The sequence below is a fragment of the Amycolatopsis sp. GA6-003 genome (assembly GCF_046267895.1).
Lineage (GTDB): Bacteria > Actinomycetota > Actinomycetes > Mycobacteriales > Pseudonocardiaceae > Amycolatopsis.
Genome location: NZ_CP176499.1, coordinates 1,115,523 through 1,136,321, shown reverse-complemented (window position 1 = coordinate 1,136,321; position 20,799 = coordinate 1,115,523). Strand labels below are relative to the sequence as shown.

Here is a 20,799-nt window from a genome sequence, read left to right as displayed (position 1 = left end):
CGACGCGGGACGAGCGGGATGGGTGGAAGCGGCGATGAGCGAGAAGGCTGACAAGCTCCTGGAAGCGCTGCGGGCCTCGGTCAAGGAGACCGAGCGGCTGAAGGCGCGCAACCGGGAACTCGTCTCGGCGGCTTCCGAGCCGCTGGCCATCGTCGGCATGGGCTGCCGCTATCCCGGCGGGGTGCGCACTCCCGCCGAGTTCTGGGAGCTGCTGTCCTCCGGCGGCGACGCGATCTCGGGCTTCCCGACCGACCGCGGCTGGGACGCCGAGGGCGTCTACGACCCGGACCCGGACAACCCGGGAACGTCCTATGTGGTCGAAGGCGGGTTCCTGCGGGACGCGGCGAGCTTCGACGCCGAGTTCTTCGGGATCAGCCCGCGCGAGGCGCTGGCGATGGACCCGCAGCAGCGGCTGCTGCTGGAGATCTCGTGGGAAGCGCTGGAGGCCGCCGGGGTCGATCCGGCCGCGCTGCGCGGTTCGCGGACCGGCGTGTTCATCGGCGTCGCGCCGGGGGACTACGTCACGCATCCCTCGCTGCAGACCTCCGAGGGACTGGCCTGGCACCTGATGACCGGCGGCGCGGCCAGCGTCATGTCCGGCCGGATCTCCTACCTGCTCGGCTTGCAGGGGCCGGCGGTTTCCATCGACACGGCTTGTTCTTCTTCGCTGGTCGCGCTGCATCTGGCGGCGCAGGCGGTGCGGTCGGGGGAATGCTCGATGGCGCTGGCGGGCGGGGTCACCGTGATGGCCTCGCCGAGCGGGTTCGTCGGCTTCTCGCGGCAGCGCGGTCTCGCCGAGGACGGCCGCTGCAAGGCGTTCTCCGCGGACGCGGACGGCATGGGCATGGCCGAGGGCGCCGGGATGGTGCTCGTGGAACGGCTGTCCGATGCCCAGCGCGAGGGGCACCGGGTGCTGGCCGTCCTTCGCAGCAGCGCGATGAACCAGGACGGCGCGTCCAACGGCATGACCGCGCCGAACGGGCCTTCGCAGCAGCGGGTGATCAAGGCCGCGCTGGCCGGGGCGCACCTCTCGTCCGCCGACGTGGACGTGGTCGAGGCGCACGGCACCGGCACCACGCTCGGCGACCCGATCGAGGCTCAGGCCCTGCTGGCCACCTACGGCCAGGACCGGCCGGAAGACCGGCCGCTGCTGCTGGGCTCGGTGAAGTCCAACATCGGGCACACCCAGCAGGCCGCCGGGATCGCCGGGGTGATCAAGCTGGTGCTCGCGCTGCAGCACGGCGAACTGCCGAAGACCCTGCACGCGGAAAAGCCCTCGCCGCACGTGGACTGGACCGAAGGCCACGTCCGGTTGCTGACCGAGCGCACGCCGTGGCCCGCGGGCGGACGTCCTCGCCGGGGCGGGGTTTCGTCGTTCGGGCTGAGCGGCACCAACGCGCACGTCATCCTGGAGGAAGCGCCCGCCGCGCCTCCCGCGCCGGCCGAACGGCCGGAGCCGGTGCTCGGCACCGGAGCGGGCGCCGCGTGGGTGCTGTCCGGGCGGACGCCGGAAGGCCTTGCCGGGCAAGCGGACCAGCTGCGCGAGTGGGTGCTCGCGCGGCCGGAGCTGTCTCCGGCGGACGTGGGCTGGTCGTTGGCGACGACCCGGTCGGTGTTCGAGCATCGCGCGGTGGTGACGGGCGAGTTCGCGTCGGGGTTGAGCGACCTGGCGGCGGGTTCGCCGTCGGGCTCGGTGGTGACCGGGGCCGCGCGGACCGGGGTGCGTCCGGTGTTCGTGTTCGCGGGGCAGGGTTCGCAGTGGGTCGGGATGGGGCGGGAGCTTGCGCGGTCGAGTGCGGTGTTCGCGGCTCGATTGGCGGAGTGCGAGGCGGCTTTGGAGTCCTTTGTGGACTGGAAGCTGTCGGAGGTGCTGGCCGAAGAGCTGACCTCGGCGGATCGGGTGCAGCCCGCGTTGTGGGCAGTGATGGTGTCGTTGGCCGCGGTGTGGGAAGCGGCGGGGGTTTCGCCGCGGGCGGTGGTCGGGCATTCGCAGGGTGAGATCGCGGCGGCGACGGTTGCGGGGATGTTGTCCCTTGAGGATGGTGCGCGGGTTGTTGCGCTGCGGTCGAAGTCGTTGAAGGCGTTGGCTGGTTTGGGCGGCATGCTGTCGGTGAGCGCGGCGGCCGATGTGGTGGAAGAGCGGATCGCCAAGTGGGGCGAGAAGCTGGCGTTGGCTGCGGTGAACGGTCCGGCCGCGGTGGTCGTGTCGGGCGAGCCGGAGGCGTTGGCTGAGTTGAAGTCCGAATTGGACGCTGAGGGTCTTCGGGCGCGGATGGTGGCGGTGGATTACGCCTCGCATTGTGCGCAGGTGGAGAGCCTGGAAGCGGAGATCCGCGCGGTGCTGGCGGGGATCGAGCCGCGCACGGGCCGGGTGCCGATGGTGTCGGCGATGTCCGGAGAAACCCTGACCGGCGAAGAACTGGACGCCGGGTATTGGTACGAGAGCCTGCGCGCGCCGGTCGACTTTGAACGCGCGGTGCGCCTCCTCGCCGAGCAGGGGCACAATGTCTTCCTCGAGGTGACCCCGCATCCGGTGCTGCTGGGCGCGATGAACGACACCCTGGGCGACACCGCCGCGGTGTGCGGCACGCTGCGCCGCGACGACGGCGGCAGCGCGCGGATGCTCGCTTCCTTCGCCGAGGCTTTCGTGCACGGGGTCGCGGTGGACTGGACGCGGGTGCTGCCGTCCGGGAACCGGGTGGAACTGCCGACGTATGCGTTCCAGCGGGTGCGGTTCTGGCCGTCGGAGGCCGCGCCGGCGCCGGGCGGCGACGCCGTGTCGCTGGGACTGGGCGCGGTCGGCCACCCCTTGCTCGGCGCGGCGGTGGAACTCGCCGGCGGCGCCGGTTTGGTCTGCACCGGCCGGCTGTCGGTCCGCACTCATCCGTGGCTGGCCGATCACCGCGTCGGCGGCGTGATCCTGTTGCCTGGCACCGGTTTCGTGGAGATGCTCCTGCGGGCCGGGGAGCAGGCGGGCTGCGGCGTGCTGGAAGAACTGACCTTGCACGCGCCGCTGGCGGTGCCCGCCGAGCAGGGCGTGCAGGTGCAGGTCATCGTGTCCGAGGCGGGCCAGGACGGACGGCGCGCGGTCGAGGTGTTCGCCCGCCGCGACGACGCGGGCGAAGGCTGGACCCAGCACGCCAGCGGCACGGTGGCCCCCGCCGGGCCGGGCGAAACCCACGACGAGGAACTGGCCTCCTGGCCGCCGCGGAACGCCACTCGCGTCGAGGTCGACGGCCTCTACGAGGCTCTGGCCGACGCGTCCTACCAGTACGGCCCGGCTTTCCAGGGCGTGCGCGGAGTCTGGCGGCGCGGCGACGACGTCTTCGCCGAAGTGTCGTTGCCCGAGAGCATGGTCGAGCAGGCGGGCACGTTCGGCCTGCATCCCGCGTTGCTCGACGCGGTCCTCCAGGCCAGCGTGTTCGCCGGCGGCCCCGACGCGGAGGTCTCCGGCGAGGTACGGCTTCCGTTTGCCTGGACCGGAGTGGAGCTGTTCGCGGGCGGTGCGTCCGTGCTGCGCGCGCGGCTGCGCCGGGACGCGAGCGGCTCGCTGTCGTTCGTGGCGGCGGACGTCACCGGCGCGACCGTCGTTTCGGTGGGGTCGTTGCGCACCCGTCCGGTGGCGGCGGACCAGGTGAGCGTCGCCGACCCGGTGGTGCGGGACGCGCTGTTCGCGGTGGAGTGGGCGGAGATCGGCGAGACGGCTCCCGCCGACGAGGCCTGGGCAGTCGTGGGGGAGGACCGGTTCGGCGTCGCCGAGGTCCTTCCGGCCGAGTCCGTTCCGGACCTTTCCGCGCTGGCTGAGACGGTGCCGGGCGTGCTGGTGGTCTGTGCCGGCGGCGCCGGGGACGCCGACCCGCCCGCATCCGCGAGGCGGGCGACCGCCGAAGTGCTCGACGTGGTCCAGCGGTGGCTGGCCGACGAACGGCTCGAAGCGGCGCGCCTGGTCGTGCTGACCCGCGGCGCGGTGGCGCCCGTGCCCGGCGAGCGGGTGCGCGATCTGGCCGGGGCCGCGGTCTGGGGTCTCGTGCGGTCGGCCCAGTCGGAGAACCCCGGCCGGCTGGTGCTGGCCGACGTCCTCGACGACGCGGACCTCGCGCGGCTCGCGTCCGTTGTGGACAGTGGCGAGCCGGAGGTGGCTGTTCGCGGCGGTGTCGTGTTGGGGCGGCGGTTGACGCGTCCGTCCGGTGATCTCGCGGTGCCGGAGGGTTTGTGGCGGCTGGAGCCGGACGAGAACGGGTCCCTCGACGGGCTCGTGCTGGCTCCGGTGGCCGACGCGGCGTTGGAGCCGGGCCAGGTCCGGGTGGGCGTGCGGGTCGCGGGTGTGAATTTCCGGGACGTGCTGATCGCGTTGGGGATGTACCCCGGCGGAGGGGTGCTGGGCGGCGAGGTCGCGGGCCGGGTGCTGGAGGTCGGGCCCGGGGTGACCGGATTCGCGGTGGGCGACCGGGTGCTGGGCATCGTCTCCGGCGGGTTCGGCCCGGAGGTGATCGCCGACGCGCGCCATCTCGTCGGCATCCCGGACAGCTGGTCCGAAGTGGACGCCGGTTCGGTGCCGGTGGCGTTCCTGACGGCTTGGTACGCGCTGGTGGAGTTGGCGGGTGCGCGGCCTGGGCAGCGGGTGCTGGTTCATGCGGCCGCGGGCGGCGTGGGGATGGCGGCGGTGCGGATCGCGCGGCATCTGGGGTTGGAGGTTTTCGCGACGGCCAGCCCGGCGAAGCATGGTGTGCTGGCTGGGTTGGGTCTGGACGCGGACCACATCTCGACGTCGCGCGGTGTTGAGTTCGAGCGGGATTTCCTTGCTGCGACGGGTGGTCGTGGGGTGGACATCGTGGTGAACTCGCTGGCCGGTGAGTTGGTGGATGCGTCGCTGCGGTTGCTGCCGCGAGGCGGTTCGTTCGTGGAGATGGGCCGGACCGACCTGCGGGACCCGGAGAGCATTCCCGCCGGAGTGGTGTACCGGCCGTTCGATCTGGCGGAGGCCGGGCCGGAGGGCCTGCACGAGATGCTGGTGCGGGTAGTCGAGCTGATGGCCTCGGGCGTGCTGGCGAAGTTGCCGGTGCGGGTGTGGGATGTGCGGCGGGCGCGGGAGGCGTTCCGGTTCATGTCGCAGGCCAAGCACACCGGCAAGATGGTCTTCACCATCCCGGTCACGGCGGGGTCGGCCTCCCGTTCGGCGTTGATCACCGGCGGCACGGGGACGTTGGGCGGTTTGGTGGCCCGGCACTTGGCGTCGACCGGGCGTGCGGACGAGCTGGTGCTGATCGGTCGTTCCGGTCCGGGTGCGCCGGACGTCGCCGTGCTGGCGGCGGAGTTGGCGTCGTTGGGCGCGGCGGTGCGTGTGGTCGCTTGTGACGCTGCGGAGCGCGAGGATCTCGCCACTGTGGTGCGTGGGGTGCCGTTGCTGAAGACTGTGGTGCACACGGCGGGTGTGCTGGACGACGCGACGATCGCGTCGCTGACGTCCGAGCGCGTGTCGACGGTGATGCGGCCCAAAATGGACGGTGCGTGGAATCTGCACGAGCTGACGCTGGACCGGGAGCTGGACGAGTTCGTGCTGTTCTCCTCGGCGGCGTCGACGTTCGGCGCGCCGGGGCAGGGGAACTACGTCGCGGCGAACTCCTTTTTGGACGGTCTCGCGGCGGACCGCCGGGCGGCCGGGCTGCCGGGAACCTCGCTGGCGTGGGGGATGTGGGCCGAGACCAGCGCTCTGACCGGGCAGCTCAGCGACGCGGAACGGTCCCGGATCAACCGGGGCGGCGTGGCGGCGCTGAGCGCGCAGGACGGTCTCGCGCTGTTCGACCGCGCGGTGTCGCGCGACGAAGCGGTCCTCGTGCCCGCGCTGCTGAACGTCGCCGGACTGCGGGCGCAGGCAGCCAAGGGCGGCGAAGTCCCGCCGGTGTGGCGGGCATTGATCACCGCCAGGCCCGGTCGTCGGACGGCGGCGTCGGAGGCCGGCGCCGATTCGTTGCGGCAGCGGCTGGCCGGACTGTCCGGACCGGACCGGGAACGCGCCCTCGTCGATCTGGTGCGCACCCACGTGGCGGCGGTGCTCGGCCACCGATCCCCTGAGGCGATCGGCGCGAACCGGGTCTTCACCGAGCTGGGCTTCGACTCGCTGACCGCGGTCGAACTGCGGAACCGGCTGAACGCCGCCACCGGGCTGCGGCTGCCCGCCACCCTCGTCTTCGACTACCCGACCCTGCTCGTGCTGGCCGGGCACCTCGCCTCGTTGCTGGCGGACGGCTCCGCGGCGCCGGTGCGCTCGGTGGCGACGCACGCCGCGGCGGCCACCGGCGAGCCGATCGCGATCGTCGGCATGGCCTGCCGGTATCCCGGCGACGTCACCGACCCCGAATCGTTCTGGCGGCTGCTGCGCACCGGGACCGACGCGGTCGCCGGGTTCCCGGACGACCGCGGGTGGGAGACGGTCTACGACCCCGACCCGGACAGCGTGGGCACCCTCTACACCCAGTCCGGCGGCTTCATGGCCGACGCCGCCGGCTTCGACGCGGGCTTCTTCGGCATCAGCCCGCACGAGGCGCTCGCCATGGACCCGCAGCAGCGGCAGCTGCTCGAAGTCTCCTGGGAGGCGATCGAGCGGGCCGGGATCGACCCCGGTTCGCTGCGCGGCAGCCAGACCGGCGTGTTCGTCGGCGGCTTCGCTTCCGGCTACGGGATGACCCTCGGCGCGGGCGCGGAGGGCAGCGAAGGCCACGCGACCACCGGTTTCGCCACCAGCGTGCTGTCCGGCCGGATCTCCTACACGCTCGGCCTCGAAGGCCCGGCGATCACCGTGGACACCGCGTGCTCGTCCTCGCTGGTCGCGCTGCACCTCGCGGTCCAGGCGATCCGGGCGGGGGAGTGCTCGCTGGCCCTCGCCGGCGGCTCGACGGTCATCGCCACCCCGGACGGCATCGTCGGCTTCAGCCAGCAGCGCGGTTTGGCGGCGGACGGCCGGTGCAAGGCGTTCTCCGCGGAAGCCGACGGCATGGGCTTCGCCGAGGGCGCGGGCGTCGTGGTGGTGGAGCGGCTTTCGGACGCGCGGCGCAACGGGCATCAAGTGCTGGCCGTGGTGGCTGGCAGCGCGGTGAACCAGGATGGCGCGTCGAACGGTCTGACGGCGCCGAATGGTCCTTCGCAGCAGCGCGTTATTCGTGCGGCGTTGGCGAATGCGGGTGTTTCGGCGTCCGAGGTGGACGTGGTGGAGGCGCACGGCACGGGAACGACGCTGGGCGATCCGATCGAGGCGCAGGCGTTGCTGGCGACGTACGGCCGGGATCGGGATCGTCCGTTGTGGCTGGGTTCGGTGAAGTCGAACATCGGCCACACCCAAGCGGCGGCCGGCGTGGCGGGCGTGATCAAGATGGTGCTGGCGTTGCAGCATCAGGAGATTCCGCGCACGCTGCACGTCGAAGAGCCTTCGCCGCATGTGGACTGGGAGTCCGGCGCGGTCCGGCTTCTGGACGCCCCGGCTCCGTGGCCTTCCGGCGATCGGGTGCGCCGCGCCGGTGTTTCCTCGTTCGGCATCAGCGGCACCAACGCGCACGTCCTGGTCGAGGAGGCCCCCGCCGCGGACGACGCCGAGACCGAGGCGGTCCCGCCGTCCACGGCGGTCGAATCCGGCGGAATCGGCGCTTGGCTGGTTTCCGGGCGGACGGCGGACGGCCTGGCGCGCCAGGCCGAGCGGCTGCACGGCTGGGTGCTCGACCGGCCAGAGCTGTCTCCGGCCGACGTGGCCTGGTCGCTGGCCACCGCCCGGTCCGCGTTCGAACATCGCGCCGTCGTCGTCGGCGACCAGGCCGCTCTGCTCGCGGGCCTGCGCGACCTCGCCGACGGCGTCCCGTCCGGCTCGACGTCCGCCGGAGTGGCCCGCGACGACGTGCGCCCGGTGTTCGTCTTCGCCGGTCAGGGTTCGCAGTGGCTTGGCATGGGCGAGGAACTCGCGCGGTCGAGCGCGGTGTTCGCGGCGCGGCTGGCGGAGTGCGAGCGGGCGTTGGAGTCCTTTGTGGACTGGAAGCTGTCGGAGGTGCTCGCCGAGGAGCTGACCTCGGCGGATCGGGTGCAGCCTGCGTTGTGGGCGGTGATGGTTTCCCTTGCCGCCGTGTGGGAAGCGGCTGGGGTGCGGCCGGACGTGGTGGTCGGGCATTCGCAGGGCGAGATCGCGGCGGCGACGGTTGCCGGGATGTTGTCCCTTGAGGACGGTGCGAAGGTTGTTGCGCTGCGGTCGAAGTCGTTGAAGGCGTTGGCGGGCTTGGGCGGCATGTTGTCGGTGAGTGCCGCTGCGTCTGAGGTGGAGGAACGGCTGAGCCGGTGGGATGATCGACTGTCGCTCGCGGCGGTGAATGGTCCGGCCGCGGTGGTCGTCTCGGGCGAACCGGAGGCGTTGGCGGAGCTGAAGTCCGAATTGGACGCTGAAAGCATCCGGGCGCGGATGGTGGCGGTGGATTACGCCTCGCATTGTGCGCAGGTGGAGAGCCTGGAAGACGAGATCCGTGCGGTGCTGGCGGGGATCGAGCCGCGCACGGGCCGGGTGCCGATGGTGTCGGCGATGTCCGGAGAAACCCTGACCGGCGAGGAGCTGGACGCCGGGTACTGGTACGAGAGTCTGCGTGCTCCGGTGATGTTCGACCGCGCGATCCGGACCGTCGCGGGTGGCGGGAACCGGATGTTCATCGAGGTGACCCCGCACCCGGTGCTGCTCGGCGCGATGACGGACACCCTGGACGAGGTGGTCGCCGCCGCGGGCCCGGGCGCGGCGCCGGGCGTCGTGTGCGGCACGCTCCGCCGGGACGACGGCGGTGCGGCGCGGTTGCTGACCTCGTTCGGGGAAGCTTTCGTGCACGGTGCGCCGGTGGACTGGGCGGCGGTGCTGCCGTCAGGCGCCCACGTGGACCTGCCGACCTATGCGTTCGGCCATGTGCGGTACTGGCCGAAGACCGGTGGCGGCCGCGCCGGTGACGCGGTCTCGCTGGGCTTGGCCGCCGTGGATCATCCCTTGCTGGGCGCGGCGGTGGAACTGGCCGGCGGCGCGGGCCTGGTGTGCACTGGCCGGTTGTCGGTGCGCACGCATCCGTGGCTGGCCGACCACGTCGTGCACGGGGTGCTTCTGTTGCCGGGCACGGCGTTCGTGGAGCTGGCGGTGCTGGCCGGGGACCAGGTGGGCTGCGGCCTGCTGGAAGAACTGACTTTGCAGTCTCCGCTGGTGATTCCGGCCGAAGGCGGCGTGCAGGTCCAGGTGGTGCTGGGCGCCGCGGAGGACGGGCGTCGGACCGTCGAGGTGTTCGCGCGCCGCGACGACGCGGGCGAGGACTGGACTCAGCACGCCAGCGGCACGGTCGCCGCGGCGACGACCGCGGAGACCCGGGACCCCGAGCTGGCCGTCTGGCCGCCCCGCGAGGCCACTGCAGTGGACATCGACGGGATGTACGCCGACGAAGGCCCGTACGGCTACGGCCCGGCCTTCCGCGGCCTGCGCGCGGTCTGGCGTCGCGGTGAGGATGTCTTCGCCGAGGTCGCCCTCCCCGACGGGCTCGACGCGGGAGCGTTCGGCCTGCACCCCGCGCTGCTCGACGCGGTGCTGCACGCCAGCGCGCTGACCGGCACCGCCGAATCCGGCGAGGTGCGCCTGCCGTTCGCGTGGACGGGAGTGCGGCTGCACGCCAGCGGGGCGTCGGCGCTCCGGGCGCGGTTGCGCCGGGACCGCTCCGGCGTGCTGACCGTGACGGCTGCCGACCCGGCCGGGGCCGCGGTGCTCACGGTCGACTCGCTGATCACCCGCCCGCTCGCGACGGATCAGCTGACCGTCGCCGGACCCGGCGCGGCGGACGCGTTGTTCGCGGTGGAGTGGTCCGCGATCGGCGAAGCGCCCGCGCTCGCCGGGGACTGGGCTCTTCTCGGGGCCGACCGGTTCGGCCTCGCGGACACGCTCGCGCTGCGGTCCTTCGCGGACCTGCCCGCGCTGATCGCGGCGGAGAACACTCCCGACGTGGTGCTGGTCTGCGTCGGCGGCAAAGACCCGGCCGACCCAGCCGACCCGGCCGACGCGGCGCGCCAGGCCACTGTGGACACGCTGAACCTGCTCCAGTCGTGGCTGGCGGAGGAACGGCTGGAGCGGACGCAGCTGGTGTTCCTGACCCGGCGGAGCCAGGCCGTCGAGCCCGGCGAGCGGATCGGCGATCTGGCCGGTTCCGCGGCGTGGGGACTGGTGCGGTCCGCACAGGCGGAAAACCCCGGCCGGGCAGTGCTGGCCGACCTGGCCGACGGCGCCGCCGCCGCGCTCCTGCCGTCCATTGTGGACAGCGGGGAACCGGAACTGGCGGTCCGGGGCCGGCTCGCCTACGCGCGGCGGCTCGTCCGTCCGAGCGGCGCCCGGCAAGCGGCGGCGCACCCGCCGGTCGCGGGCGCCGCCTTGGTGACCGGCGGCACCGGAACCCTCGGCTCGCTCGTCGCCCGGCATCTGGCGGCCACCGGACAGGCCGACGCGGTGGTGCTCACCAGCCGGTCCGGTCCCGCGGCCGCGGGAGCAGCCGCACTGGCCGCCGACCTGGCCGAACGCGGCGCCGGAGTGGCCGTCCTCGCCTGCGACGCGGCGGACCGGGCCGGACTGGCCACCGTGGTCGCCGCGATCCCGGAGCTGGCCTCCGTGGTGCACACCGCCGGGGTGCTCGACGACGCGACGATCACTTCGCTCACCGAGTCGCGGGTGGACACCGTGCTGCGGCCCAAGGCGTTCGCCGCCTGGCACCTGCACGAACTCACCCGAGACCGGAACCTCGCGCGCTTCGTGCTGTTCTCCTCGGCCGCGGCCGCCTTCGGCGTGGCCGGGCAGGGCAACTACGTGGCCGCCAACGCTTTCCTCGACGCCCTCGCCGCCGACCGGCGCGCGGCCGGCCTGCCCGCCACGTCCCTCGCCTGGGGCATGTGGGCCGAGGTCAGCGGCCTGACCAGCACGCTCACCGACGCCCAGCGCGCCAAGATGGCCCGCGACGGCGGCGCGCTCAGCGCCGACGAGGGCCTGGCGTTGTTCGACGACGCGCTCGACCGGGCCGAGGCCGTCCTGGTGCCCGTGCGTCTCGATCTCGGCCGGATGCGGACCCAGGCGGCCCGCGGCGGCGAGGTCGCGCCGTTGTGGCGGGCGTTGCTCGGCGGGCCGGCCCGCCGGAGCGCTTCGTCCGGCTCGGCGGGCGCGGATTCGCTGCGCGAGCAGCTCGCCGCGCTGTCCGCGCAGGACGGGCACGAGGTGCTGCTCGGCCTGGTGCGGACCCACGTCGCCGCGACGCTCGGGCACGCGACCGGCGAAGCGGTCGATCCGGGACGGGCGTTCACCGACCTGGGCTTCACCTCGCTGACCGCGGTGCAGCTGCGCAACCGGCTCAGCACCGCCACCGGCCTGCGGCTGCCCGCGACCCTGGTCTTCGACTACCCGAACCCGACCGCGCTCGCGGTGCGGCTCGCCGAACAGCTCGGCGGGGTCTCCGCGGGCCCGGCCGCGCCGGCCGGCGCCGGCGGGACCGCCGGCCACGAGCCCATCGCCATCGTCGGGATGAGCTGCCGGTTCCCCGGCGGGGTCGGCAGCCCGGAGGAGTTCTGGCGGCTGCTGGACGGCGGCGAGGACGTCATCTCGGCGTTCCCCTCCGACCGCGGCTGGGATCTCGGCGGCCTGTACGACGCGGACGCCGCGCACACCGGCACCTCCTACACCCAGGCGGGCGGCTTCCTCTCCGACGCCAGCGCCTTCGACGCCGCGTTCTTCGGGATCAGCCCGCGCGAGGCGCTGGCGATGGACCCGCAGCAGCGCCTGCTGCTGGAACTGTCCTGGGAGGCGTTCGAACGGGCCGGGATCGACCCGGTCTCGTTGCGCGGCAGCCGGACCGGGGCGTTCGTGGGCGGCTACCCCTCCGGCTACGAGCAGAGCGTGCTCGCCGAGGAGGGCAGCGCCGACCTCGAAGGCCACCTGATGACCGGCATCGCCACGAGCATCCTTTCCGGACGGCTGGCCTACACGCTGGGCCTCGAGGGCTCCACGATGACCGTGGACACCGCGTGCTCCTCCGCGCTGGTGGCCCTGCACCTGGCCGCGCAGGCACTGCGCAGCGGCGAATGTTCGATGGCGCTGGCCGGCGGGGTCACGATCATGGCCACGCCGGGCACGTTCGTCGAGTTCTCCCGCCAGCGCGGGCTGGCGCCGGACGGCCGGTGCAAGGCCTTCGCGGCGGGCGCGGACGGCACCGGATTCGCCGAGGGCGCGGGGCTGCTCGTCCTGGAACGGCTGTCGGACGCGCGCCGCGCGGGGCATCCCGTGCTCGCGGTCGTCCGGGGCAGCGCGACCAACCAGGACGGCGCCTCCAACGGCCTCACCGCGCCGAACGGCCCGGCGCAGCAACGGGTCATCCAGGCGGCGCTGGCGAACGCGCGCCTCACTGCGTCCGAAGTGGACGCTGTGGAGGCGCACGGCACCGGCACCTCGCTGGGCGATCCCATCGAGGCGCAAGCGCTGATCGAGACCTACGGGCAGCATCGCCCGGCGGAGCGGCCGCTGTGGCTGGGCTCGGTGAAGTCCAACATCGGGCACACGCAGGCGGCCGCGGGCGTGGCCGGGGTGATCAAGATGGTGCTCGCCCTCCGGAACCAGCGCCTCCCGCGGACCCTGCACGCGGACGAGCCCTCGCCGCACGTCGACTGGTCGGCGGGCGAGGTGCGGCTGCTCACCGAACCGGTGTCCTGGCCCTCGGACGGACGGCCCCGGCGAGCCGGGGTGTCCTCGTTCGGGATCAGCGGCACCAACGCGCACGTGATCGTGGAGGAAGCCCCGGCCGCGGCCGAACCGCCGGAGCGCTCCGGCGCCCCGGCGGCGGTGCCGTGGGCGCTGTCCGCGCGGACCGGGGAAGCGGTGCGGGCACAGGCCGCGCGGCTGCGGGCGCACTTGCTCGACCGGCCGGACGCGGACCTGGTCGACGTCGGTTTCTCCTTGGCTCGCACCAGAACGGTCTTCGGCCACCGCGCCGTCGTCGTCGGCCGCGACCGCGACGGCCTGCTCGCCGGGCTGTCCGCGCTCGCCGGCGGCACCCCGTCGCCTGCGGTGCTGACGGGTGCCGCGACCGACCGCAAGACGGTGTTCGTATTCCCCGGCAAGGGATTCGGGCCGCTGGCCGAGCTGATCGACGAATCGCCCGCCTTCGCGGCGAGCATCGCCGAGTGCGCGCGGGCGCTGTCCGCCGAGCTGGACGAAGCGGTGCGCACCGGCTCGGACCGGCCGGAAGTCCTTTGGGCCGTGCAGGTTTCGCTGGCCGAGCTGTGGCGTTCGGCGGGCGTGCGCCCGGCAGCTGTCGCCGGGCAAGGGATCGGCGAACTCGCGGCCGCGACGGTGGCGGGGGAGCTGACCCTGGCCGAAGCGGCGGCGTCGCTCGTCGAGGAAACCGCGGCGGAACGGCGTGCGGGAAGCGTCCCGGTTCTCAAGGCGGAAGACCTCGGCGGGTTCGGCGAGTACGTGGAGTTCGGCGCCGAGCGGCTGAGCCCGGCGGAACCGGAGGCCACGGTCACCGCCGCGCTGTCCGGCGCGGAGCCCGGCCTGAGCGCGTTGCTGACCGCGCTTTCCGCGGTGCACGTCCAGGGCGCCGCGGTGGACTGGACCGCGCTGCTCGGCGGCGGGCGGCGGGTGGACCTGCCGACGTATGCGTTCCAGCGCAACCGGTTCTGGCCTGCCCCGCCCGCGGTGCACAAGCAGGTTCCGGGGGAACGCGAGTTCTGGGCCGCACTCGACGGCGGCGACCTGACGGCACTGTCCGAAGTGCTCGGCGCGGCCGGGCAGTTGAGTGCCGAAATGCCGCTTTCCGCGGCGCTGGAACGGATTGTCGCCTGGCGCGGCGCCGGTGCCGCGCCAGGCGGGGAAACCGCGGCGGAACGGCAGTGGCTGCCGCTGCTGGCGGGGAAAACCGAGGCGGAGCGCCGGGAAGCGCTGCTCGGACTGGTCCGCGAGGAGATCGCCGGCGTGCTCGGCTACGAGTCGGTCGACGAGGTCGGGCCGAGCACGGACATCTTCGATCTGGGCGCGACGTCGATGTCGGCCGTTCAACTGCGCGAGAGGTTCGACGCGCGCACTGGTCTTAAGCTGCCCGAGGGTTTCGTCTACGACAACTACCTGCCGGAAGCCATCGCGGACTTCCTGGCGAAGGAACTGCACGACCCCGCCGGTTCGGCGGGGTAGGCGAAAGCGCGGGGCCGCCTTTTCCCGGGCGGTGCCGGGAAATCGCCGCGCGCGCTCGCCGTCCGCGAGCGCGGGGAACTTGGCCGTCCGACTTCGATGATGGGATCTGCCAGTGCACAACGAAGAATCGTGGAGCGTGCTCTCCGCCCCCACGTCGAACTCCGTCGTCCTCGCCGTCGATTTCCCCGCGCCCGGCCGCCCCGAGGCGGGATTCGCGGATCTGACCGCGGCGATGGGCTCCGCGTGGTCCGCGCACGGCGTGCTCCAGACGAAGCTGCCCGCGGTGACCCTCGCCGACCGGCCCGGCCCGGACACCTATCTGGACTACTGGACCGGAGACGAGCAGTTGAGCGGCCGCGAGGTGGTCGCGGTGCTCGGCTACTGCCTCGGCGGCGTCTACGCGGCGGAGATCGCCGAGCGGATCGCCCGGCGGCAGAGCGCCGAACCGGCCGTGGTGCTGTTCGACGGGCAGGTCACCGACAAGCAGCTGCTGGCGGTGGAGATCGACAAGCTGATCGCGCTCGGCGGCCCGGTGCTCACCGCGGACGAAGCGAGCCAGGCCCGGCTGCGGGCCGCCGAAATCGTGACCACGCCGGGGATCGCGCTCGCCGACGCCACCGACGAGATCGTCGCGCTCTACCGCGAGGTGGCCACCGGCGCGTTCCGCAAGGTCGGTCTCGCACCGGAACGCGGCGAGGAGGTCGTCCGGTTCTTCGAGACCTACATGGCGTGGCTCACCGCCGCCGAGGGCATCGACCCCGCCTCCGCGTGGGGCCGCTCGCTCGCGCTCACCTCGACCGATTTCGCGGCGCTGGAAGAAAACGGCTCGCCCACCGCGGTCAACGCGGCCAAGCTGATCGACCAGCGGGTCCGCCTCGAAGTCAGCCACGCCGACCTGCTGCGCGCCGACGACACCGCGCGGGCGCTTCGAGACCACTCCGGGTTCTGAGCGCGATGGCCGCCACGACGACCGCGACGACCGCGACCACCAACAAAGAAAAAGCATTGTGGCTGATGGAGGAACTGGTCCCCGGCGCGGGGATCAACAACCTCGGCTTCGCCCTGCACGTGGCGGGGCGGCTGCGCCCGGACGCGCTGCGCGAGGCGCTGGCCGTGGTGGTGGCGCGCACCGAAGCGCTCCGGACGGTCTTCCGCGCCGGTGGCGCCGACCTGGTCAAGGAGATCCTGCCCGCCGGCTCGGCGGAGGTGGCCGAGGTGACGGTCGAACCGCTCGACCTTTCCGGCGCGGAGCTGGAAAAGGACCTCACCGCGTTCGTGGAGCGCCCGTTCCCGCTGGAGGGCGATCTGCTGATCCGCGCGGGACACGCCCGCCTCCCGGACGGCGACCTGTTCTGCCTCGGCGTCCACCACCTGGCGTTCGACATGACTTCCGCCGCTCTGTTCCTCGAGGAGTTCCTCCCGGCCTACGAGGCGATCGCCGCCGGGCGTCCGGCGCCGCTCGCCCCGGCGCGCCCCCCGGCGGCCGTGGAAAGCCGGGCGCGGCCCGCCGATCTCGAGTACTGGCGCGAAAACCTGAGCGGCTTCACCCCCGGCACGCTCGACCTGTGGTGCGGACAGCCCCGCGTCCGCCGGCCGATGATGCGCGGCGGCTACGCGCGCCACCCGCTCTCCGGCGAAGCGCTGACGGCGATCGGGCAGTTGCAGCGAAAGCTGCGCGCCCCGGCCGCGGCGGTGCTGCTGGCCGCCTACTCCGCGCTGCTCGTCGCGCACGGCGCGGGCGCCGATCTGGTGGTCGGGACCCCGGTCGACGTCCGCGGCGAGAACAGCGGCGCCATCGGCTACCACGTGAACGTGGTGCCGATCCGGATGCAGGTGGATCTGGCGGCCGGGTTCGGCCCGCTCGTCCGGCACGTCCGGGACGCCTTCCTCGGCGCGATGGCGCACGCGCACACCTCGGTGGAGGAGCTGACCGGCGAACTGCCCGGCATCGGCTCCACCTGGCAGACCGCGCTGTACCGGCACCTGTTCAACTTCGTGCCCGACCCGCCGGTCACCGAACTGGCCGTGGCCGGGCACTCCGCCCGGCTGCTGCGGGTGGACAACCCCTACAGCAAGTTCGACCTCGAACTGGTCGCCTCGCAGACGACCCCGGAGATCCAGTTCCGGTACTCCGCCGAGAACTTCGACCGCGCCGACGTGGAGGCGCTGCTGCGGCGGCTGGACGCCCTGCTGGTCGCCGCCGCCCAGTCGCCGGACCGGCCGCTGGCCGAAACCGCCGGGTGGAGCGAAACCGACCGCGAGACCGTCGAACACGCCCGTCGCGCACCTGTGGCCGTGACCGTTCCCGCGGCCGTTCCGGTCCGCGCCGCGGCCGCGCTGGAGGAACGGCTCTCCCTGGCTCCCGGCGAACGAGCACTGTCCGGCGGCCGGGTCTCCGTCGTCGCTCCGGACGGACGGGAACTGCCCGTCGGGGTCCGCGGGGAACTGTGCCTGGACACCGGCGACGGCCCCGCGCGCACCGGGGAACTGGCCCGCTGGCTGCCCGACGGCGCGATCGAATGGCTCGGCCGGCTCGGCCGCCGATTCGACACCGCGCACGGCCCGGTCGACCTCGGCGACCTCGAAGCGGCGCTGCTGGACGAGCCCGGCGTGTCCGCCGCGGCGGCGGTCGCCGTCCCGGCGGACGACGGGGAACACGCCGTCGTGGTCTTCGCGGTGGCGGCGAAACCGTTGGCGCCGAAGGAAATCCCCTGGCCGGTGGTGTCGCTGGAGGCCTTGCCGGAGACCGCCGGCGGCGGCCTGGACACCGAGGCGCTGCGGCTGCTCGCCGAACGGGAGACCCGGCCGGAAACCGGCGGCCACGAGGACGAATGGGTCGAGGACCTGGTGCGGATCTGGGCGGAGCTGCTCGGCGGCGAGGCCACCGCACGGACCCACTTCTTCGAAGCGGGCGGCCATTCGCTGCTCGGCGCCGTGCTGGCGCAGCGGGCCGAAGAGCTCACCGGAACCCCCCTCGGGCTGACCGAGGTGTTCGAGCACCCGACTCCCGCGGCGCTGGCCGCGTGGGTGCGCGCGTCACAAGCAAGGCAGGAATCGGCTCACGAGACCGCAGGGAAGAACGTATGACCACGGCTTACGAAGATCACCGCCTCGCCGTCATCGGCGCCGGGGTGATGGGCACGAACATCTCGACACTCGCGCTCGGCCACGGCGTCCCGGTCGTGCTGGTGGACCTCGACGAGTCCGTTCTGGACACGGCGAAGGCCGCCATCGCGCAGAAGACCCGGCACGCCCAGCTGATGGGCGTCCTGCCGGACCGCCCGGCGGGGGAACTGGCCACCAGCACCTCGCTGTCGTCGATCGCGGACGCGACCACCGTCGTCGAAGCCGTCACCGAGGTGGCCGAGGTGAAGGAGAAGGTGCTCGCCGAGGCCTCGCGGATCGTGGCCCCGGGCACCACGCTGATCTCCAACACCTCGTGCATCCCGATCGACGAGATGGCCGACTGGACCGCGCGTCCGGAAGAACTGGTCGGCGTGCACTTCATGAACCCCTCGTACCTGATCAAGATGGTCGAGGTGATCCGCGGCCCGCGCACCGCGCCCGCGGTGCTGGACAACGCCGTCGGGCTGCTTTCGGTGCTCGGCCGGGACTCGCTGGTGATCGAGGACTCGGCCGGGTTCGTGATCAACCGGCTGCTGCACCCGCTGATCAACACCGCGGCGATGCTGGTGGAGGAGGGCGTCGCCTCCGTCGAGGTGGTCGACGGCCTGCTCGAAGGCTGCCTCGGCCATTCCACCGGACCGCTGCGCACCGGCGACCTGATCGGCCTGGAGAACCTGGTCGATTCCCTCAACGTGCTCTACGAGCGCCGCGGCGACGAAAGCTGCCGTCCCTGCGATCTGCTGCTGCAGAAGGTGGCGGACGGCCACCTCGGCCGGAAAACCGGCCGGGGCTTCTACGACTACGGAAAGGTCGCGTCATGACGACCGGGGAGACCACCGCCACGCCGCGCACCGCGGAAAGCCTTCAGCAGGAACTGCTCGGCTTCCTCAGCGAGCGCATCAAGACCGACGTCGAGACCGACCAGGACCTGTTCGCGTCCGGCGTCGTGTCCTCGATGTTCGCGATGCAGCTCGTCGTGCACCTCGAATCGACCTACGGCATCGCCATCGTCGGCCCGGACCTCAAACTGGACAACTTCCGCACCGTGGCGGCCATGACCGAGCTGGTGCTCCGGCTCCAGGACGGCGATGTTTGAGAAGATCGCCGACGAGGTCGCCCTCCTCGGCGAGCTCGTCGGCGACCGGGCCGCGGGCTGGGACGTCGAGGGCGAGCTGCCCGCCGGGCTGCTGCGGGACCTCGGCTCCCGCGGCCTGCTGTGCGCGCAGGCGCCGGAGGCGTTCGGCGGACGGGGCCTGAGCAGCGCCGAAAACGGGGAGTTCACCGCCGAGGCGGGCAAGCTGTGCAGTTCGCTGCGCAGCATCATGACCTCGCAGGGCATCGTGGCGTGGACCGTCCAGCGCTTCGGCGGCAAGGCGCAGCGCCGCGAGCTGCTCGGCCGGCTCATCGGCGGCGAGCTGACCGCGGTCGGGTTCAGCGAACCGGGCGCGGGCAGCGATCTCGCGGCCATGCGCACCCGGCTCAAGCCGGAAGGGGACGGGTTCGTCCTCGACGGCGAGAAGAAGTGGGTGACCGGCGCCCGCTACGCCGATTTCGTGCTCGTCGTGGCCCGCCACGGCGACGGGGACGGCGCCGCCGCGGTCGTGGTGCCCGCCGCCGCCCCGGGCGTGCGGATCGAACCGGTGCCGCATCCGATGGGGTGCCGGGCGGCCGGGCACGCGAACGTTTTCCTGGACAACGTGGCGATCCCCGCCTCCGCGGTGCTCGGCGGGGGCGAGCAGCCGCTGTCGCTGCTGTTCACCACGGCGCTGTCCTACGGCCGGATGTCGATCGCCTGGGGGTGCGTCGGGATCATCCGGGCCTGCCTCGACTCCGCCGCGCGGCACGTCGCGCACCGGCGCCAGGGCGGGGTGGCGCTCGCCGAACACCAGCTGGTGCGGGAACACCTGGCCGAGATGTACGTGGCCGAGCAGCTGAGCCTGCGCGCCTGCGAACACGCCAGCCAGGGCTGGGACAGCTTCTCGCCCGACCTCGGCGCGCTGACGGTGCTCGCCAAGCACGCGAGCGCCGGCTACGCGGCCCGGGCCGCCGCGGCCGCCGTTCAACTGCACGGTTCGACGGGCGCGGGGGACGGGCACGTCGCCGCCCGCGCGTTCCGCGACGCGAAGCTGATGGAACTGATCGAGGGCAGCAACGAGATCTGCAAGCTGATCCTGGCCGATCACGTCTTGCGCAACCGGGGAGGAGAACTTCCGTGACCGACAAGCCGACCTTGGTCAAATGCCTGGTCTGGGACCTGGACAACACCGTATGGGACGGGACCCTGCTGGAGAACCCGGACGTGGAGCTGTTCCCGGGCATCCGGGAGACCATCGTCGAACTCGACTCGCGCGGCGTCCTGAACTCGATCGCCAGCAAGAACGACTACGACCTGGCCTGGAAGCACCTGGAGAAGCTCGGCCTCGCCGAGTACTTCGTGCATCCGCAGATCGGCTGGGGCCGCAAGTCCGATTCGGTGGCGCAGATCGCGGAGCGGCTGAACTTCGCGCTGACCGCCATCGCCTTCATCGACGACCTGCCGACCGAGCGGGCGGAGGTCAACTACCACAGCGACGCCGTGCGCTGCTACGACGCCGCGCAGGCGGGCGAGCTGACCGGGCTGCCGGAGTTCAGCCCCGAGGTCGTCACCGTCGACGCGCGCCGCCGGCGCGAGATGTACCAGGCCAGTTTCCGCCGGGACGCGGAGAAGGAGGCCTTCAACGGCCCGGACGAGGACTTCCTGCGCAGCCTCGACCTGGTGATGGCGATCAAGCGGGCCGACGAGGTCGACCTGTCCCGGGTCGAGGAGCTGACCCTGCGCACCAGCCAGATGAACGCGACCGGCGTGCACTACTCCGACGCGGACCTGCGGAAGCTGCTCGCCGATCCCGCCCACGAGGTGCTCACCGTCACCCTCGCCGACCGGTTCGGCCCGCACGGCGCGGTCGGCGTGCTGCTGCTGGAGCGGCATCCGGGCCTGTGGCACCTGAAGCTGCTCGCGACCTCCTGCCGGGTGGTCGCTTTCGGCGCGGGCGCGGTGCTGCTCAACTGGCTGATCGACGAGGCCGCACGGGCGGGCGCGCATCTGGTCGCCGACTTCCGGGCCACCGACCGCAACCGCATGATGGAGATCGCCTACCGGTTCGCCGGGTTCACCGCCGACGCCTGCGAGTGCCTCGCCGTGCTCGGCGAAGCCGCCGCGGACGACCTGCAGCGCCTGCACCTGGTGGCCGACCGGCGCGACGCCCCGACGACCATGAGCCTCGCCGCGCCGGAACTGGCCGTCGCCGCCGAAACCGCGGCGCGTCCAGGCTGACCCCGGGGCCGCCCCGACCCCCAGGGGGCGGCCCCGATCCCCGCCGGGCGGGGAAGGCCCGCGTCCGCGCGTCCTTCCCCGCCCGCCGCCCGTGCCAGGTAGCGGCCGGATTCGCGCAGCTATCGCAGAAGATCTCCGGAATGCCGAGGGTGTT

Annotated in this window: 7 protein-coding genes; all 7 read left to right on the top strand. The window is 72.9% G+C overall.

The window, feature by feature from the left end; genetic code table 11:
- The first annotated feature begins 34 nt into the window (after positions 1 to 34).
- A complete protein-coding gene (locus F9C12_RS05085; RefSeq protein ID WP_409464961.1) occupies positions 35 to 14,206 on the top strand; it encodes an SDR family NAD(P)-dependent oxidoreductase in 14,172 nt (4,723 codons plus the stop codon).
- A 112-nt stretch (positions 14,207 to 14,318) separates the two neighbouring features.
- Complete coding sequence (locus F9C12_RS05080) at positions 14,319 to 15,155, top strand: hypothetical protein (protein WP_409180798.1); 837 nt, start codon at positions 14,319 to 14,321, stop codon at positions 15,153 to 15,155.
- Positions 15,156 to 15,160: 5 nt separating this feature from the next.
- Positions 15,161 to 17,293: a condensation domain-containing protein gene (locus F9C12_RS05075; RefSeq protein WP_409464960.1), complete on the top strand. Its 2,133-nt coding sequence runs from the start codon at positions 15,161 to 15,163 to the stop codon at positions 17,291 to 17,293.
- The gene (locus tag F9C12_RS05070; protein WP_409464959.1) at positions 17,290 to 18,153 is read left to right on the top strand and encodes a 3-hydroxyacyl-CoA dehydrogenase family protein; all 864 of its coding nucleotides are present in this window, start codon (positions 17,290 to 17,292) and stop codon (positions 18,151 to 18,153) included. The genes F9C12_RS05075 and F9C12_RS05070 overlap by 4 nt, the downstream gene beginning before the upstream one ends.
- Positions 18,150 to 18,428: an acyl carrier protein gene (locus F9C12_RS05065; RefSeq protein ID WP_409180795.1), complete on the top strand. Its 279-nt coding sequence runs from the start codon at positions 18,150 to 18,152 to the stop codon at positions 18,426 to 18,428. The genes F9C12_RS05070 and F9C12_RS05065 overlap by 4 nt, the downstream gene beginning before the upstream one ends.
- The gene (locus F9C12_RS05060; protein WP_409464958.1) at positions 18,421 to 19,548 is read left to right on the top strand and encodes an acyl-CoA dehydrogenase family protein; all 1,128 of its coding nucleotides are present in this window, start codon (positions 18,421 to 18,423) and stop codon (positions 19,546 to 19,548) included. The genes F9C12_RS05065 and F9C12_RS05060 overlap by 8 nt, the downstream gene beginning before the upstream one ends.
- Positions 19,545 to 20,645 carry an HAD-IIIC family phosphatase gene (locus F9C12_RS05055; protein ID WP_409464957.1) on the top strand — a complete coding sequence of 367 codons (1,101 nt, stop codon included), beginning with the start codon at positions 19,545 to 19,547 and terminating at the stop codon, positions 20,643 to 20,645. The genes F9C12_RS05060 and F9C12_RS05055 overlap by 4 nt, the downstream gene beginning before the upstream one ends.
- The last annotated feature ends 154 nt before the right edge of the window (positions 20,646 to 20,799 follow it).

What these genes read in the sequence shown, in the direction of transcription:
- F9C12_RS05085 (WP_409464961.1), top strand. Translation starts at nt 35, where the DNA reads ATGAGCGAGAAGGCTGACAAGCTCCTGGAAGCGCTGCGGGCCTCGGTC.
- F9C12_RS05075 (WP_409464960.1), top strand. Translation starts at nt 15,161, where the DNA reads ATGGCCGCCACGACGACCGCGACGACCGCGACCACCAACAAAGAAAAA.
- F9C12_RS05070 (WP_409464959.1), top strand. Translation starts at nt 17,290, where the DNA reads ATGACCACGGCTTACGAAGATCACCGCCTCGCCGTCATCGGCGCCGGG.
- F9C12_RS05065 (WP_409180795.1), top strand. Translation starts at nt 18,150, where the DNA reads ATGACGACCGGGGAGACCACCGCCACGCCGCGCACCGCGGAAAGCCTT.
- F9C12_RS05060 (WP_409464958.1), top strand. Translation starts at nt 18,421, where the DNA reads ATGTTTGAGAAGATCGCCGACGAGGTCGCCCTCCTCGGCGAGCTCGTC.